Genomic DNA, 16,484 nt, shown 5'->3' on the forward strand with positions numbered 1-16,484 from the left:
CCGACCGCGGCGCGAGATGGTGCCCCCGACAGGATTCGAACCTGCGACGCCCGCGTTAGGAGTGCGGCGCTCTATCCCCTGAGCTACGGAGGCGGGATGCCACCAGCCTACCGCCGCGACAGCGGGTCGCCCGTGAGCAGCCGGGACGGGAGCCCGGCGTCCCAGTGCCCCGGCTCCGCCAGGCGCGCTTCGCGCATCTCGACGCCGTCCGGGCCGATACTCGCGGCACAGACGAGCAGCGACTCGAGAACGAGGCCATCGTGGGCGTCGCGGCGGAGGATCGATGACGCGGGGTCGTGCGTCGACTGTTCCACGACGCGCATCCACGGCTCCCACCACGCGGAGTCGGCTGCGAGTCCTGCGCCGCGAAACTCCGCGAGCCACCGTGCGATGCGCGGGGTCCCGGCATCGTCCACCGCGTGGTGAGCGACCATGTGCGTACCGGGGCTCAGCGGCGTACGCCGCACCGCGAGTCCGTCCCACTCGACGAGGCGGGCACCCGTGGCATCCACCTCGACGAGGTTGAACCCGCGGGTCGGAGGATGATCCGGGATGCCGTCACCCAGCGCATCGAGGGCGATCGCGCCGCGGCTGACGACCTCGTCATCCGCGCGCGTTGAAAGGTCCTCGCGGTTGAGGAGCACCGCCAGCCGACGTCGATCGGGATCGACCGTCAGCCACGCACCGCCCGCGCGGTCGTCGCGCACACCGAGGACCCCGGGGCGGTCGGGCCACCACGGTCCGAGGCCGCGCCACGGGCGGTCCCGGTCCTCATCGCGGACCGCGAGGAGGCGTACGGGGTCACCGGGCGCGGCGGGGACATCGATGACGACGGTGCACACCCGCTCTACGCTACCCGCGCCGTGAAAACAGGGGATGCCACGAGAACAGGGCGCACGGCGCCACATCGGCCTGTTCTCGTGGCATCCCCTGTTCCGGTGTCGGCGGTGACCCCCGCGTCGGCACCGACGTCCGCACCCGCACCTCCGAGCCCCGACGCACCCGGACCCGCCCCACGCCTACCGCGCCCTGAAAACAGGGGATGCGACGAGAACAGGGCGCACGGCGCCGTATTGGCCTGTTCTCGTCGCATCCCCTGTTCTGGTGACGGCGCCACCTGTGCCGGTCGCCGTGCCCGCACCACCCCCGCCGACCGGTGCGACCTGGAAGACTGGGGCGATGTTCGTCGTGGTGGGAGTGACCGGGGGCATCGCCGCCTACAAGACCGTCGGCCTCGTGCGCCTGCTGGTGAAGGCCGGGCACGACGTGCACGTGATCCCCACCGACGACGCCCTGCGGTTCGTGGGACTGCCCACCTGGGAGGCGCTCAGTCGCCATCCCGTGACCACGTCGGTGCATGACGACGTCGCCAAGGTTCGTCACGTCGCGCTCGGCCAGTCGGCCGACCTCGTGATCGTCGCTCCGGCGACGGCCAACACCCTTGCGGCGATGGCCGCGGGGCTCGCCTCCGACCTGCTCGGCACGACGCTGCTCGCGACCACCGCCCCCGTCGTGGTCGCTCCGGCCATGCACACCGAGATGTGGCGGCATTCGGCGACCGTCCACAACATGGAGGTGCTGCGCGCCCGCGGCGTGCACGTCGTGGGACCGGCTGACGGTGAGCTCACCGGCGGCGATTCCGGTCCGGGCCGCATGTCGGAACCCGAGGAGATCGCCGCCGCGGCCCTCGCCCTCGTCGAACGCCCGCGTGACCTCGACGGCGTCTCGATCGTGGTGAGCGCCGGGGGCACGCGCGAGCCGATCGATCCGGTCCGCTTCCTCGGCAACCGCTCCAGCGGACGGCAAGGTGTCGCGATCGCCCGCGCGGCCGCCGACCGCGGCGCGCGGGTGACCCTCGTCGCCGCGCATCTCGACGCCGACGTGCGCCCCGACCCCCGCGTCGAGGTCGTGGCGGTCGGAACCGCCGACGAACTCGGACGGGCGATGGATGCCACGGCTCCCGACGCCGATGTGATCGTCATGGCTGCGGCGGTCGCCGACTACTCCGTGGCCGAGGTGTCGGCGCACAAGCTGCGCAAGCAGGACTCCCCGGGTGGACTGACGCTGCACCTGACCGAGAACCGCGACGTCGTGGCCGGGCTCGTCGGAGCCCGGCGTGCGGGTCAGACGATCGTCGCTTTCGCCGCGGAGACCGTGGCCGATGACGACGAGCTCCTCGCGCGCGCCCGCGCCAAGGCCGCGCGGAAGGGCGTCGACCTCCTGGCCGCGAACGCCGTGGGGTGGACGCGGGGCTTCGAGGCGGCGGACAACGCCCTCACGATCGTGGATCGCAACGGACGCGTCGTGGCGACGGCATCCGGATCGAAGGATGACACCGCGCACGCGCTTCTCGACGCGATCGCGGCGGTGCGGGCGACGTCGCACGACTGACGGGCCTCGCCCGGAATCGCCGCGAGCCGGGTGAGGACGCCCTCGCCCTCACCCGCCCGCCGGCTCAGTATCCGTAGTACTGGAGCTCCTCAATCAGCGGGATGATCTGCCAGAGCAGGAAGATCCCCCACGCGATGATGGCGATGAGCGCCACGACGTTGACCGCGACGGCCGCCCACATCGGGGCGAGACCGCTCCGTGTGCGTTTGCGCAGGATCACGGCGCGACCGATGACGTACACCAGCCCGCTGCCGATGAGGAAGACGAAGAAGCTCCACGCCCAGTGGAACGGCCGCTCGACCCCGCGAGCGCGCAGCACACGCCAGTCGAGGAACGCGAAGAGCACCGTGACCGCCGAGAAGACGAGTCCCAGCACGGTGGTGACGGCAGACACCACCGCTTCGACGGGCGACGTCCCGCCGCCGTAGACCTGCGCGTAGAACGACTCCTGGATGAAGGTCGACCAGTCGAACAGGAACAGCGAGAGAACCCCGACCAGCGGGAGGAGTGCCACCAGCCAGACCCAGACGGTGTTGGTGCGGATGTCGGTGCGCGGGGCGGCATCCGGCGAGGCGGAGGCGCTCGAATACGCCGGAGCTCCCGGGTAGGCGGGCGGACTCGCATACCCCGCGGCGCTCGGCGAGCTCGTCGCGGTCGGATACGCGGGCGCGGGCGCCGGCGCCGACACGGGCGCTATGGGCGGGGCGACGGGCGGCACCGCAGAGGCTGCCGCAGGAGCCGGATCGGTCGCGGCGCCATGGTCCGGGGCCACGACAGGATCCGGGGTCGCCGACGGCTCCGACGCGACGACGGGCTCCGGTGCAGCCGGTGCACCCGTCGCGAGGTCGCGCTCCAGGGTCGCCGACGGCTCCGACGCCGCGGACGGCTCCGAAGCGACGACGGGCTCGGGTGCGGTCGGCTCCGGGCTGCCCGCGTGCGCCGGCGCGGCCGGCTCCGGGCTACCCGCAGACTCCCCCGCGAGATCGGGCTCCGACGCCACGACGCGGTCACCGACCCCCGGCTCCGACGCGGTCACGGCCTCCTGCGGTTTGGCCGAGGCGAGGGGCTCGCGCGCGTGTGGGACCGCGTCGTGCGCGACGGCGCTGTCCTCGCTCGTCGGCGCGGCCGTGGCCTCGGGCGCGGTGTGCGCCGACCCGTCGACCGTGCGCACCTCGTCGGTCCAGCTCGTGCCGTCCCAGCGGCGCAGGCCGCCGCCTCCTGCGGGGTCGGGGTACCAGCCGTCGGGCGGTGTGGGCGTGTCGGTCATGGTCGTTTCCCCTGTCTGGTGCGGAACCGGGCGAGATCGCCCCGAGTCTAGTGAGGGCGCTCGAGGTCATCGGAAGTCCCTCGATGCGTGCGCGACCCCGACGCGCAGATCCGTGAACCCGTCGGCGACCACGTTGGTGACCCCCTCGACCGAGCGCTCGAGCATTCCGCGCACGATGAGAGCGGGCGATTCCCGGGCGACGCGCCGGTACCTGTTCCACACCCCCACCGAGCAGATGATGTTCATGAGCCCGTGTTCGTCTTCGAGGTTGAGGAAGGTGATCCCGGATGCCGTGGCCGGCCGTTGCCGGTGGGTCACCAGGCCCGCGACCTCGATGCGTCGGCCGGTCTCGAACGTGCGCAGTTCCCGCGAGGTGATCACCCCGCGAGCGTCGAGCGCGGAGCGGAAATGGGTCAGCGGATGGTCATCTGCCGAGAGGCCCGTCGCCCACAGGTCGGCGGCGAGCACCTCGTAGCTGGAGGGGTCGGTGAACAGAGGCGGCTGAACCGAGACCAGCGAGTCGGGGAGGAACTCGGGGCGATCCATCGCGGCCGATCCGGCGAGCCAGATCGCCTCGCGGCGGGTGTGCCCGAGGCACTCGAACGCCCCCGCCGTGGCGAGCGCCTCGATCTGCGCGGTGACGAGTCCCGTGCGCCGAACGAGGTCGCGCAGGTCGCGGTACGCACCCCCGCTCTCACGCTCGGCGACGATGCGCTCGGCGACCTTGACCCCGATTCCGGTGACCTCCGCGAGCCCGAGCCGCACGGCGAACCCCCCGTCTCGACGGTGCGCGAGGGTCTCGTCGGGGTCGGAGGGGTCGAACTCCCCCGTCGGCGGCTGATCCGCGTGCGTGCACGCGGGGCGTCCGGTCGGCGCCCCGGCCCCGCGGCGGGGTGCGTCGTCCGCATCGGGGGCTCCCCCGGCATCCCCCGGCCCGCGCCGCGTCTCGCCGACCGACGCCCCCGCCGGAGCCCCGGCATCCCCTCCGTGCTGCGAACCGGCGTCGTCGTCGAGCACCTCGAGCGAGGCCTGGACCTTCGAGCGCAGCAGATCGGGCCGACGCACCACCACACCGTGACGGCGGGCGTCGGCGGTGAGGGTCGCGGGCGAATAGAACCCCATCGGCTGCGCGCGCAGGAGCCCCGCGAGGAACGCCGCCGGGTAGTGCAGCTTGATCCACGAGCTCGCGTAGACCAGGAGAGCGAACGACAGCGAGTGCGACTCCGCGAAGCCGAAGTTCGCGAACGCCTGGATCTTCGCGTACAGCTCGTCGGCGACCCGACCGACCAGGCCGTTCTCGGCCATGCCGGCGTACAGCGTCTCGCGGAGGGAGTCGATGCGTTCGAGTCCGCGCTTCGACCCCATCGCCCGGCGCAGCAGGTCGGCGTCTTCGGCCGAGCAGTTGCCCACGGCCACCGCCATCTGCATGAGCTGCTCCTGGAACACCGGGACACCCATCGTGCGTGACAGCACCGGCTCGAGCTTGGGGTGCACGTAGGTGATCTCCTCCTGGCCGAGCTTGCGCCGCACGAAGGGGTGCACCGCCCCGCCCTGGATGGGCCCGGGACGGATGAGGGCGATCTGCACGACGAGGTCGTAGAACTTCCGCGGCTGCAGGCGCGGCAGCAGACCCATCTGCGCACGTGATTCGACCTGGAACACCCCGATCGAGTCGGCCCGGCACAGCATGTCGTACACGGCCTTCTCTTCTTTGGGCAGGGTCGACAGCTCCCACTCCTCCCCCGTGGCATCCCGGATCAGATCGAAGCAGTACTGCAGCGCCGCGAGCATGCCCAGGCCGAGCAGGTCGAACTTCACCAACCCCATCCAGGCCGCGTCGTCTTTGTCCCATTGGATGACCGTGCGGTTCTCCATGCGCGCGTGCTCGATGGGCACCACCTCGCCCACCGGCCGGTCGGTGAGCACCATTCCCCCCGAGTGGATCCCGAGATGCCGCGGCGCCTTGAGCAGCTCCGACGCGAACTCGATGACCTGATCGGGGATGTCGTGATCCGACCCGGTCTCGAGCGTCGCCCCCCAGCGCTCGACCTGCTTCGACCAGGCGTCCTGCTGACCCGGGGAGTGCCCGAGAGCGCGAGCCATATCGCGCACCGCGTTCTTCGGGCGGTACTGGATGACGTTCGCCACCTGCGCCGCCCGCTCGCGCCCGTACTCGCCGTAGACCCACTGGATGATCTCCTCGCGCCGGTCGGAGTCGAAGTCGACGTCGATGTCGGGCTCCTCGTCGCGCAGGCTCGACAGGAACCGCTCGAACGGCAGCTTGTAGAAGATGGAGTCGACCGCGGTGATGTTCAGCAGATAGCAGACGGCGCTGTTCGCGGCCGAGCCCCGCCCCTGACACAGGATGCCGCGACGACGGGCCTCGGCGACGATGCCGTAGACGATGAGGAAGTAGCCGGGGAAGTCCTTCATCTCGATCACCTCGAGCTCGCGCTCGATACGGCGACGGTCGTCGTCGGAGAGGTTCGGATACTTCGTCGGCACCGCCTTCCAGACCAGGTGCCGCAGCCACGACATGGGCGTATGCCCCTCGGGCACTTTCTGCTTCGGCAGGGCCGGCTTGGCCCGACGCAGGGGGAACGCGATCTCGTCGGCGAGCGCCACCGTGCGCGCCACGGCTCCCGGATACCGGGCGAAGCGCGCGGCCATCTCGGCCCCCGAGCGCAGGTGCGCCCCGGCGTGGGCGGGGAGCCAGCCGTCGAGCTCGTCGAGGCCGCGGTTCGCCCGCACCGCGGCGACGGCGGCGGCGAGGAGCTGCTTCTGCGGGGCGGCGTAATGCACGTTGTTGGTCGCCAGGGTCGCGAGCCCCCGTTCGGCCGCGAGCCCGGCGAGCACGTCGTTGCGGCGCGAGTCGAGCGGGTCGCCCTGATCCATCAGCTCGACGTAGACGGCCTCGGCCCCGAACAGGTCGACGAGGGTGTCGAGCTCTCGCGCCGCACCCGCCGGCCCCTCGAACGCCAGGGCCTGACGCACCGCCCCCTTGCGGCATCCGGTGAGCACCGCCCAGTGCGGATCGCGCGGACCCCCGGCGCGTTCGGCCAGGTCGTCGAGATCGTAGACCGGGCGTCCTTTCTCGGCGCCCTCGAGCTGCGCGTGGGTGATCGCGGCGGCGAGGCGGTGATACCCCTCTTCGCGCCGCGCGAGCACGAGCAGGTGCGAACCGGTCGGGTCGGCCTCGCCGTTCTGCGGGCCGCGGAGGCCCAGCGACAGTTCCGCGCCGAACACCGTCTTCACCGCGCGCGCCTCGGCGGCCTCGGCGAAACGCACGATGCCGTAGAACCCGTCGTGATCGGTGAGCGCGAGGGCGTGCAGGCCGAGGCGTTCGGCCTCTTCGACGAGCTCCTCGGGCGACGACGCCCCGTCGAGGAACGAGTACGACGAGTGGGCGTGCAGTTCGGCGTACGGCACGGTGTCGGCCGGACGCTCGATCGTCGGAGGCACGTAGGCGCCGCGCTTGTGCGACCACGCCGGACTGTCACCGCCGTCGCCGTTCGGCGGGGCACCGGTGGGGCGCCGCGCGTCGCTGAGCAGTCGTTCGAGCTCCGACCACTTCACCGGCGGATTGGTCCAGCCCATCACGCACCTCCCGATCCAAGGGGCGACGACCGAGCGGCGAGCGCGCGCGAGGAGAGCGGACGGGGGTCAGTCATAGCGCCCCTCCGCTCGCCATTCCCCCTCTTCGACGACGAGCAGCCACGCACCCCCGTCGGCGTCGACGACCTGGAACCGGTGCGCCCGCCGAGCGCGCAGGGGGTCCCACCCGCGCTCGCTGATCGGCCAGGGACCCGCCCACTCCTGGATGCGTCGACGCTGCCCCGCCGTCTCGAGCACCGCGGGTGGGGCGCTCAGCGCGTCTCGCTCGCCCACGGTCACGGGCGCCCCCGCGATGTCGGTGACCCCCACCAGGCGAGGCTCGGGATAGACGGTCGCCGGCAGGGGGTCGGGAAGACTCCCCGGCCAGGGGCGCGTGCGCTCCTTCGCCGTGACGGCACGGTCGCCCCACGGCACCAGCACCTGCCGTTCGGCGAGCCACCGCCCGCCGCCGATCACCGGCGTGAGCACCGCGCGATGGCCGAGCATCGCCTGCACGCGCGAGAGGGCGTGGTGCACGCGTTCGTCGGGCCCCGCACCGAACAGACCCCGGGCGTGGTGCGCGGCGGCATCGACGGCCTCGGGCTCGATGTGCACGCCCGCGACCCCGCTGCCGAAGATGCCCTGCGCGTCTTCGGCGAGCTGCCACCGCACGCGGTCGACCACTCCCGCCGCGTCGAACGAGCCGGGGTGCAGCCACACGCGTTCGCTGCGCTCGCCCCGATCGCCGGTGAGGACGACACGCAGTTCGGTGCACACCAGGTCGTGCGCGCCGAGGCGCGCGATGAACTCCTCGGCCGCCACGCGCATGCCGAAGGCGATCTGGTCGGCCAGCTCGAGCGGGGGCTCGAAGGCGACGTCGCGATGGAGCTCGGGCGGGGGCGTGCGCGGCAGCACCGGCTGGGAGTCGAGACCCCCCGCCAGGGCGTGCAGACGCACCCCCCGTTCGCCGAACCTCTCCCGCATCCTCTCGACCGGCAGGCCGGCCAGCTCGCCCAGGGTGTGCACCCCGAGGCGCGAGAGGAGGCTGCCGAACTCGTCGTCGTCGAGGGTCGTGATCGACAGCGGCGCGAGGAACGCGCCCGCCTCCCCCGGCGGTACGACGCGCACGGGCTCGTCGACGTCGGCCGTGCGGGCCGCCTGCTCCGCGGTGAAGACGCCGTCGGCCACGCTCGCCCGCACTCCGGCGAACCCGTCGTCGTCGAGCAGGCGGATCAGCATGCGGGCCGCCTCGAGCTCGCCGCCGTAATAACGGGCCGGGCCCCGGGCCTTCACGGCGCACAGCCCCGGCCGCACCACGTGCACGCCGGGGGCGTGCTCCTCGACGCGAGCGACGACGGGGGCGAAGGCTCGGGCGTCGCGCACAGCGTCGGCGGGCACCACCTGCAGCCCCGGGCACAGGGCCTGCGCATCGCGCCGCTTCTGCCCGCGCCGCACGCCGTGCGCGCGAGCCGCCCACGAGCACGCGACGACGACGTTGTTCGCGAACACCGCCACGGCGGCATCCGGCTTCGGAGGAGACACGGCCTCGCGCACGAACGCCGTGATCGGCCAGTCGGGGAACCACAGCACGAGACTGCGCGTCGGCGCCGTCATCAGCCCACCGCCCGCACGGGATAGGCCTCGCGCTCGCGGGGCACGAGACGTTCGGTGGGGGCGCCGAGCAGTTCGATCGAGCCGTCGGCCGCGGGCAGCATCATGCGGGCGCGGCGGGCGTTCGGCGAGCGACGACTGCTGACCGACACCGTCAGTTCGCGCCCGGCCAGGTAGCCGTGCCCCTGCCCGAGCCCCGTCCAGTGCGGGTCGGCCACGTCGATCACGGCCTCCGCCTGCGGCCAGGCGCCCTGCACCAGCAGCACCGATCCGCGATCGCGCAGGCGCGCGGCCAGGCGGGTGGTCTCGGCCCCTCCCCGCGCGGCCGGGGAGCCGAGGGGCGGACGCACGGCCACCACGGGGAGCACCTCGGTGATCGTCGCTGTCACCGCGAGCCAGCGCGGTCCGGGATCGGGGATGAAGACGAGCCGGTCGAGGTCGAGCCCGTACTTCTCGGCCGCCTCGGCTCCGAGCTCGGGCATGCCGATGACCCCGCACCATGCTCCGTCTTGGGAGGGACGCGCCATCAAGGCCAGCAGAAGGGATGCCGAGCGGGCGAGCGCATATGCCGACCCCGAGCGCAGACCCCCGCCGGGCAGCAGCGACGAGAACGCCGGATGCGTGGGCAGCACGGGGGCGTCCATGCGCCGCCCCTGCATGCGCTCGAGGCGATCGCGCAGCGCGGTGATGTCGGGTACGGCCTGTACCTGGTCTCTCACGATCGCCCTCACTCCCACAGGTTAGAACATGTGTTCTAGTGTCTCAATCCCTGTGGTCGAAGATACGATCGACCTCCGACATCGTCGGCCGGCGACCCCGTCACGACGAACCCGCGCCCGCGGGAGCGTACCTTCTCGACTCGACGACGCGCGCGTCAAGGATCGACGCGAAAGCCCGTCTTCATAGAAGATGAAAAGCGACGAAAGGTCCCCCCAATTGGTCGTCGAAACAACGATCCGTCGCGATGATCTGCGACGGGATGCACGACGTCGCGACGTCTCGCGCACACGACGTCTCGCTCTGGTGCGCGTGATCGTCATCCTGTCCGCCGCGACGGGCCTCAACTACATCACGTGGCGCTGGCTGGCGTCGGTGAACTGGGAGTCCTGGTGGATCGCCGTCCCCCTCGTGCTGGCCGAGACCTACAGCCTCATCGACTCCCTCCTCTTCGGCCTCGGCGCCTGGAGGCTGCGCGAGCGCCACGACGCACCCCCGCTGAAGCACGAGGTGACGGTCGACGTCCTCGTGACGACGTACAACGAGCCCCTCGACCTCGTCATGGAGACCGCTCGAGCGGCCAAGGCGATCCGCTACCCGCACGAGACCTGGATCCTCGACGACGGCGACCGCCCCGAGCTGCGCGCCCTCGCCGAAGCCGAGGGCATCGGCGTGATCACCCGTTCGGAGGCGTGGCGCGATCGCCCGCGTCACGCCAAGGCCGGCAATCTCAACAACGCGCTGATGGTGACCGAGGGCGAGTTCTTCCTCATCCTGGATGCCGATCAGATCCCCTCCCCCGACATCCTCGACCGCACGCTCGGATGGTTCGAGGACGACCGCGTCGCCCTGGTGCAGACCCCGCAGTGGTTCACCAACGTCCCGGCCAGCGACCCCCTCGGCAGCCAGGCGCCCCTGTTCTACGGGCCGATCCAGCAGTCCAAGGACGGATGGAACGCCGCCTTCTTCTGCGGCTCCAACGCGATCCTGCGCCGCGAGGCCCTCATGCAGCTCGGCGTCTCGCGCTACGTCGGCGAGGTCACCCTCGCCGTCAACCGCGGCATCCGCTCGTCCCGTCGCGTGCTCGCCCGAGCGCGACGCGAGCACGCGACCGACGCCCGCATCGTGGCATCCCTCGATCGCGTCTCCCGCGCGCTCGACGACCTCAAGGCGGGCATCGCGCGCGGCGACGCCCTCGCCGATCTCACCTACGGGTTCCAGCGGCAGATCATGGCGGTGCGCCGCGAGCTCGCCGATCAGGACATCGCCGAGGTGCGCGCCGAGCTCGCCGAGCTGGCAGAGGTGACGGGAGACCCCGCCGCCCTCGCCGCGATCGACGACCTCGCCCTCGAAGCCCTCGGCGAGCGCAGCCTGTCGCCCCTGGCCGCGGTCGAGTCGGTCAGCATGCTGGTGGAGTCCTTCGACGTCGGGCGCGAAGAAGAGGCGCAGGCCATCATGCCCCTCGCCACGATCTCGGTCACCGAGGACATGGCGACCTCGATGCGCCTGCACGGCCTCGGCTGGAAGTCGGTCTACCACGACGAGGTGCTCGCGAAGGGTCTCGCCCCCGAGGATCTCCCGACCATGCTCACCCAGCGCCTGCGCTGGGCGCAGGGCACGATGCAGGTGATGTTCCGCGAGAACCCGCTCGTGCAGAAGGGCATGAGCTGGGGTCAGCGGCTGATGTACTTCGGCACGATGTGGAGCTACCTGTCGGGCTTCGCCGCGATCGTGTACGTCGCCGCCCCCGTGCTGTACCTGTCGTTCGGGGTCATGCCCGTCCAGGCATGGAGCGTGGACTTCTTCGCGCGCTTCATCCCGTTCTTCGTCATCAACCAGGTGCTGTTCCTGGTGGTGGCCAACGGCCGACCGACCTGGCGGGGCGCGCAGTACTCGCTCGCCCTGTTCCCCGTGTGGATCCGCTCCGTCACGAGCGCGTTCGACAACGTCTACCGCGGGCGTTCGCTCGGGTTCTCCGTCACCCCGAAGACGCGCTCGCTCGAGAACCGCCCCCGCTGGGACCTCGTGAAGCCGCAGCTGTGGGTCATGGGCGCCCTCGTGGCCTCGCTCGGCGTCGTCGCCGTGCGCTACGCCGCGGGGCAGGCCGAGGGCATCGCTCCGCTCATCAACATCGCGTGGGTCCTGTACGACCTCGCCGTCTTCAGCATCATCGTCCGCGCGGTGCTGTACTCCGCCTCCGATCACCAACCGAAGGGTTACTGACATGCTCCAGGTCGACATCGACTCCCGCCCCGACGGAACGGTCGTCACGCCGCGCGGCCGTCTGACCATGGTGTCGGCGAAGTCGTTCCGCGAAACGGTCACCGCCGAGATCACCCGAGGGAAGGGCGACATCGTGGTCGTGGACCTCTCGGAGACCGAGTTCGTCGACTCGTCGGGACTCGGCGCGCTCGTCGCCTGCCTGAAGACGGCGCGCCAGGCCGGCGGCGACCTGCGCCTCGCGGCCCCGAGCGAGCAGGTCACGATGGTGCTCGGCCTCACCAACCTCGACCGGGTGCTGCGTCCGCGTCCGAGCGTCGACGAGGCCCTCCGTGACTGAGCCCGCGGCGCGCCGCTCCCTCGACGCCGCCGTCGTCCCGGCGAGCCTCGACGCCATCTTCGACCTGCTCGCCGGGTGGTGGGACGAGGTGGGCGAGGTGACGCCGATGACGCGATTCGGCTTCGAGACGGCGGTGATCGAGATCGCCGGTAACATCGTCGAGCACTCGCGCGGCGAGTCCGACGAGCGCCGGTTCACCCTCGACCTCTTCGCCGATGCGCAGCGGCTCGTCGCGACGTTCCGCGACGACGGCGACCCTCCTCTGCTCGACCTGGCATCGGTGCGCATGGCGGATGCCGACGAGGAGAGCGGCCGCGGCCTGGCCCTCGCCAACGCGGGGGTCGACGACGTCGACTTCCGTCGCGACGGCGACCGGAACGTCTGGACGTTGGAGACGAGACGAGAGTGAGGCACGCGGGACGACGGATCGCGGCGGCCGTGGGGGCCACCGCCGCACTCCTTCTAATCGGCGTCTCCCCCGCCCTGGCCGCGGTACCCGCGCCCTCGGCGGCATCCGGCACGGTCGCGGCGCCCGCGACGCCGGATCCCCGCGCGACCCCCGACGCGCCCGGGGCATCCGTCACGCCCTCCGCCACCCCGACCGCGACGCCGCCCGCCCCGGCGACCGACGGCGTACGTTTCGGCCCCGAGCTCGACTGGGGCGACGACGGACCCGACGGCTACCGCACCCGCCTCGGCGAGACCCCGGCGATGTACAGCGTGCGCCTGTCGTACCCCCTCGACGCGCGTTCGATCTCGGAGTGGCAGCACGCCGCCCTGCAGGTCGCCGGGCAGGGGGCCTCGCTGGTGCTCACCCTGGAGCCCTCGGTCGAGCTCGAGACCCTGACCGACGCCGACGCGGCCGAGCTCACCATGCGCCTCGAGCGTTACCACTCGCAGTACGGCACCGAGCAGTTCGTGCGTTTCGCGCCCGAGATGAACGGCTCGTGGGTGTCGTGGGGGCAGCAGCCCACGGCCTACGTGGCCGCGTTCGACGACGTCGCCGCTGCCGTGCACGCCGGCACCTCCGGCGCCGAGATGCTGTGGAGCCCCTCCTACGGCGCCGGATACCCCTTCGAACGCGCCGACGGCCGCCTCGACGCCATCACCGCGCGCGACCGCGTCGCGATCGACACCGACGGCGACGGGCTGTTCACCGAGGCCGACGACCCGTACGGTCCGTATTTCCCGGATGCCGACTCCGTCGACCGCGTGGGACTGTCGCTGTACTACTTCGGCAAGGGCGAGGCGGCGGCCGCCGCCGGCCGCGACGTGCCGCTCGAGGAGAACGCCGCCCCGGAGGACGGCGAGGTCGCCGCACGGCTGGACGAGAGATGGGGCTACACGACCGGTCAGCGCTCGTCGTTCTACGACCGCTTCGCCGTCGGCCAGGGCAAGCAGCTCCTGCTCGACACCGGCGCGCTGTACGACTTCGGTCGCGAGGGCGACTCCGAACTGGCGGTGAAGCGCGGCTGGTGGACGCAGGTGCTCGCCGAGCTCGGCGACCACCCCCTCATCACCGGGATCACCTGGCTCGAGGTGGTCCGCGAAGAGGCCGAGGCCGGTGGACGCGAGGTCGACTGGCGCGCGACGGCGAACGGCGAGCTGGCCACCGCGCTGCGTGACGACCTGCTCTCGACGGGCCTCATCCGCTGGGGACCGGTCTCCGATGTCGTCACGCCCGAGCAGGGGGTGGCCGCCACGGTGCAGGTGCGTCAGGGCGGCGCGGATCCGAACGAGGAGATGAACTGGATCACCGGCAGCGCAGCCGTCCTCGCGGTCGCGTTCCTGGCATCCGGGATCATCGGTCGCGCGCTGCCGAAATGGCGCTACGACGACACCTCGGCCAGCCGCGACCTGCGCATCGACATGGTGCGCGGCTTCATCATCGTGGTGGTGGTCGTGACGCACATCGAGGTCACGAGCCCGTTCGCCTACGCCTCACTCAAGGCGATCGGTGCGATCACCGGGGCGGAGTTGTTCGTGCTGCTCAGCGGCATCGTGCTGGGCATGGTGTTCCCCGCGGCGGTCGCCCGCGCGGGCGAGTGGGGCGCGGCGGTGGCGGCGTGGGGACGCGCGCGCAAGCAGTACCTCGTCGCCCTGGCCGTGATTCTGCTGGTCTTCGCGATCGGCTTCCTCCCCTTCGTCGACGCCTCCGCGGTGACCACCTTCACCGATCGCGGGACGGGCGAAGGAGGCTCCGGCGACAGCGGACGCGTGTACGACCTCTATCCCAACGGCGAGCGCCTGCTCGACTATCCGCCGCCGTGGTACGCCGTCCGCCAGTTCCTCCTGCTCGAGATGGGCCCGTGGCCCTTCAACATCATGGGCCTGTTCGTGGTGCTGAGCCTGGCGTATCCCGCGTTGATGTGGCTCATCAAGAGGCGCCTGTGGTGGCTCGTGCTCGCTCTCAGCTGGGGCATCTACGTTCTGCACGGCATCGCCCCCGACGTCCTGCGCCTTCCGTCGCAGTTCGACGCGGTGTTCCCCCTCGCGCTCTGGCAGGTGCTGTTCACGCACGGCCTCGTGATCGGGTACTACCGTCGCCGGATCATCCGCGCACTCACGTCGCTGCCCGGCAAGATCGGTGTCGGTGTCTTCGTGGTCGGCTATGCCGGCATCCTGGTCTACCTGTGGGCGGGGCAGACCTACGGCTTCACCCCCGTGCCCTTCCCGGCCGACCTCTACGCGGGTCTCTACGACTCCGGCTACCAGCGCATCTTCCTCGAGTGGGGGCGTCTGCTCGACCTGCCGCTCGTGCTGGTGTGCACCTACGCGGTGCTGACGGTCGCCTGGAAGCCGATCGAGAAGAGCATGGGCTGGCTCTGGATCCCCCTCGGCCAGGCGAGCCTGTACGTGTTCATCGTGCACGTGTTCTTCGTGCTCGCCGTGGCGAACATCCCGGGGCTGGACCGCGGGAGCTTCTGGCAGGGGACGCTCATCCACGCGGCGGTCATCGGGATCATCTTCGTCATGGTCCGCAAGCGCTTCCTGTTCACCGTCATCCCACGCTGAGGCCGCAACGACGGATGCCGGGTCCTCGCGCCACGCGAGGACCCGGCATCCGGAGTGCTCAGTGCACCGATAGCACGACGGCGGTGACGTCGTCGTCGACCTCGTGGGTGGAGACCTTCAGCGCGAGCTCGTCGAAGAACCCGCCGGTGTCGGCGGCGGCGCGCAGATCGTCGCCGATCATGCGGAGACTCTCGAGCGTGGAGTCGTAGGCGTCGAGCGCCCCATCCGAGACGCTGACGAGCAGGTCGCCGCGACCGACCCGCACGCGACCGGGCTCCCAGGTCACGTCGGCCGGACGCAGCCCGAGCGGGAGGTTGCGCGAGTCGAGCCTCTCGCTCGTCCCGTCGGCGTGCAGCACGAGGGTCAGGCCGTGACCGGCGTCGACGAAGTCGACCGTGCCGGAGGCGGCGTCCACGACGGCATGGAAGACGGTCGCGAACACATCGCGGTAGCGGCCGTCGGCGCGGGCCTCGTCCTCGACCGAGAGCATCGCCTGCACGGGGTCCATGTCGCGCCGGGCCTGCAGGGCTCCGAGCAGCGCGTCGGCGACGGCCCCGGCGGCCTCGCCCTTGCCCATCACGTCGGCGAGGGTGACCACCACCCGTCCGCCCACCTGCTGCCAGCCGCTGCTGTCTCCGCTGACGACCCCGTGCGGGATGGCGAGGGATGCCAGGCCCACGCCGTCGGCGCTGCCCCGCTTCTCCCGTCCGGTCGCCGGGCCCGCTGCAGCGGCCGGATCGGCGGGCGCGGCCGGGGCGGACGCGTCGGCCTCGCTCTGCCGCACCTCCGCCTGGGCCCAGCGGCCGAACTGCTCGAGGCTGCGCCGCTGCGCGTCGCTCAACGACCGGGCGTCGGAATCGAGCAGGCACAGCGTGCCCACGGCATCGCCGTCGTCGGTGCGCAGAGGGAAGCCCGCGTAGAAGCGCATCCCGAACTCCGTGACCGACGCGATGTCGCGGAAGCGCTCGTCTGCGGTCGCGTCGTCGACCTCGAGCAGACCATCCTGCTTGACCGTCTCGCCGCAGAACACCGCCTCGCGCGGCGACCGGCCGAAGCGCGGTCCCTCAGGTTGCGACTTCGTGTAGACCTCGTCGGTGTCGACGATGTTCACGAGCGCGTAGTCGACGTCGAAGAGCTCGCGCGCGAGGCGCGTGATGCGATCGAACCGTTCCTCGGGGGGCGAGTCCATCAGCCCTGTGCGCTCGACGGGGGATTCGGGGGTGGGCGTGTCGAAGGTCATCGGGGGGTCTGTCCTTCCGCGGGGCGTGACACCGCACGGATGAGCGGCGACCGACGCGCTCTCGCGGACGCGGACAGCTTCGACTCGGA

The 16,484-nt window shown here is 71.6% G+C and carries 11 protein-coding genes and 1 tRNA gene; 5 read left to right on the forward strand and 7 right to left on the reverse strand.

Annotation, left to right across the window (positions count from 1 at the left end; translation table 11 throughout):
- Nucleotides 1-17: 17 nt before the first annotated feature.
- Together RWH45_RS09975 and RWH45_RS09980 are read right to left on the reverse strand one after the other, a co-directional pair.
- Nucleotides 18-93: transfer RNA gene (locus RWH45_RS09975), tRNA-Arg, on the reverse strand.
- Between the two features lie 14 nt (nucleotides 94-107).
- Nucleotides 108-842 (reverse strand): NRDE family protein, encoded by a 735-nt coding sequence (locus RWH45_RS09980; RefSeq protein WP_315994757.1) that lies wholly within the window; start codon nucleotides 840-842, stop codon nucleotides 108-110.
- Between the two features lie 337 nt (nucleotides 843-1,179).
- Between RWH45_RS09980 and coaBC the strand changes: the two genes are divergently transcribed.
- Nucleotides 1,180-2,391, forward strand: coding sequence for a bifunctional phosphopantothenoylcysteine decarboxylase/phosphopantothenate--cysteine ligase CoaBC (coaBC, locus tag RWH45_RS09985; RefSeq protein WP_315994758.1), 1,212 nt, complete (start codon nucleotides 1,180-1,182; stop codon nucleotides 2,389-2,391).
- Between the two features lie 64 nt (nucleotides 2,392-2,455).
- Here the strand turns inward: coaBC and RWH45_RS09990 are convergent, their stop codons facing one another.
- The 4 genes from RWH45_RS09990 to imuA' form a co-directional block, all read right to left on the reverse strand.
- Nucleotides 2,456-3,658 carry a DUF2510 domain-containing protein gene (locus RWH45_RS09990; RefSeq protein ID WP_315994759.1) on the reverse strand — a complete coding sequence of 401 codons (1,203 nt, stop codon included), beginning with the start codon at nucleotides 3,656-3,658 and terminating at the stop codon, nucleotides 2,456-2,458.
- Between the two features lie 66 nt (nucleotides 3,659-3,724).
- A complete protein-coding gene (locus RWH45_RS09995; protein ID WP_315994760.1) occupies nucleotides 3,725-7,255 on the reverse strand; it encodes an error-prone DNA polymerase in 3,531 nt (1,176 codons plus the stop codon).
- A 66-nt stretch (nucleotides 7,256-7,321) separates the two neighbouring features.
- Nucleotides 7,322-8,866, reverse strand: coding sequence for a DNA polymerase Y family protein (locus tag RWH45_RS10000; RefSeq protein ID WP_315994761.1), 1,545 nt, complete (start codon nucleotides 8,864-8,866; stop codon nucleotides 7,322-7,324).
- A complete protein-coding gene (imuA', locus tag RWH45_RS10005) occupies nucleotides 8,866-9,582 on the reverse strand; it encodes a DnaE2-dependent mutagenesis accessory factor ImuA' (RefSeq protein ID WP_315994762.1) in 717 nt (238 codons plus the stop codon). Before imuA' ends, RWH45_RS10000 begins: the two co-directional genes overlap by 1 nt.
- Before the next feature lie 304 nt (nucleotides 9,583-9,886).
- Between imuA' and RWH45_RS10010 the strand changes: the two genes are divergently transcribed.
- From RWH45_RS10010 to RWH45_RS10025, 4 genes are read left to right on the forward strand one after another with little or no spacing between them, the layout of a single operon-like run.
- Nucleotides 9,887-11,803: a glycosyltransferase family 2 protein gene (locus RWH45_RS10010; protein WP_315995263.1), complete on the forward strand. Its 1,917-nt coding sequence runs from the start codon at nucleotides 9,887-9,889 to the stop codon at nucleotides 11,801-11,803.
- Between the two features lies 1 nt (nucleotide 11,804).
- A complete protein-coding gene (locus RWH45_RS10015; RefSeq protein WP_315994763.1) occupies nucleotides 11,805-12,140 on the forward strand; it encodes an STAS domain-containing protein in 336 nt (111 codons plus the stop codon).
- Nucleotides 12,133-12,549, forward strand: a complete 417-nt coding sequence (locus RWH45_RS10020; protein WP_315994764.1) for an ATP-binding protein — start codon at nucleotides 12,133-12,135, stop codon at nucleotides 12,547-12,549. Before RWH45_RS10015 ends, RWH45_RS10020 begins: the two co-directional genes overlap by 8 nt.
- On the forward strand, nucleotides 12,546-15,155 hold the full coding sequence (locus RWH45_RS10025) for an OpgC family protein (protein ID WP_315994765.1): 2,610 nt from the start codon (nucleotides 12,546-12,548) through the stop codon (nucleotides 15,153-15,155). Before RWH45_RS10020 ends, RWH45_RS10025 begins: the two co-directional genes overlap by 4 nt.
- A 58-nt stretch (nucleotides 15,156-15,213) precedes the next feature.
- On the opposite strand, the gene RWH45_RS10030 is transcribed toward RWH45_RS10025, so the two are convergent.
- Nucleotides 15,214-16,395 carry a SpoIIE family protein phosphatase gene (locus RWH45_RS10030; RefSeq protein ID WP_315994766.1) on the reverse strand — a complete coding sequence of 394 codons (1,182 nt, stop codon included), beginning with the start codon at nucleotides 16,393-16,395 and terminating at the stop codon, nucleotides 15,214-15,216.
- Between the last annotated feature and the right edge of the window lie 89 nt (nucleotides 16,396-16,484).

This window comes from Microbacterium galbum, from assembly GCF_032464915.1.
GTDB classification, from domain to species: domain Bacteria; phylum Actinomycetota; class Actinomycetes; order Actinomycetales; family Microbacteriaceae; genus Microbacterium; species Microbacterium galbum.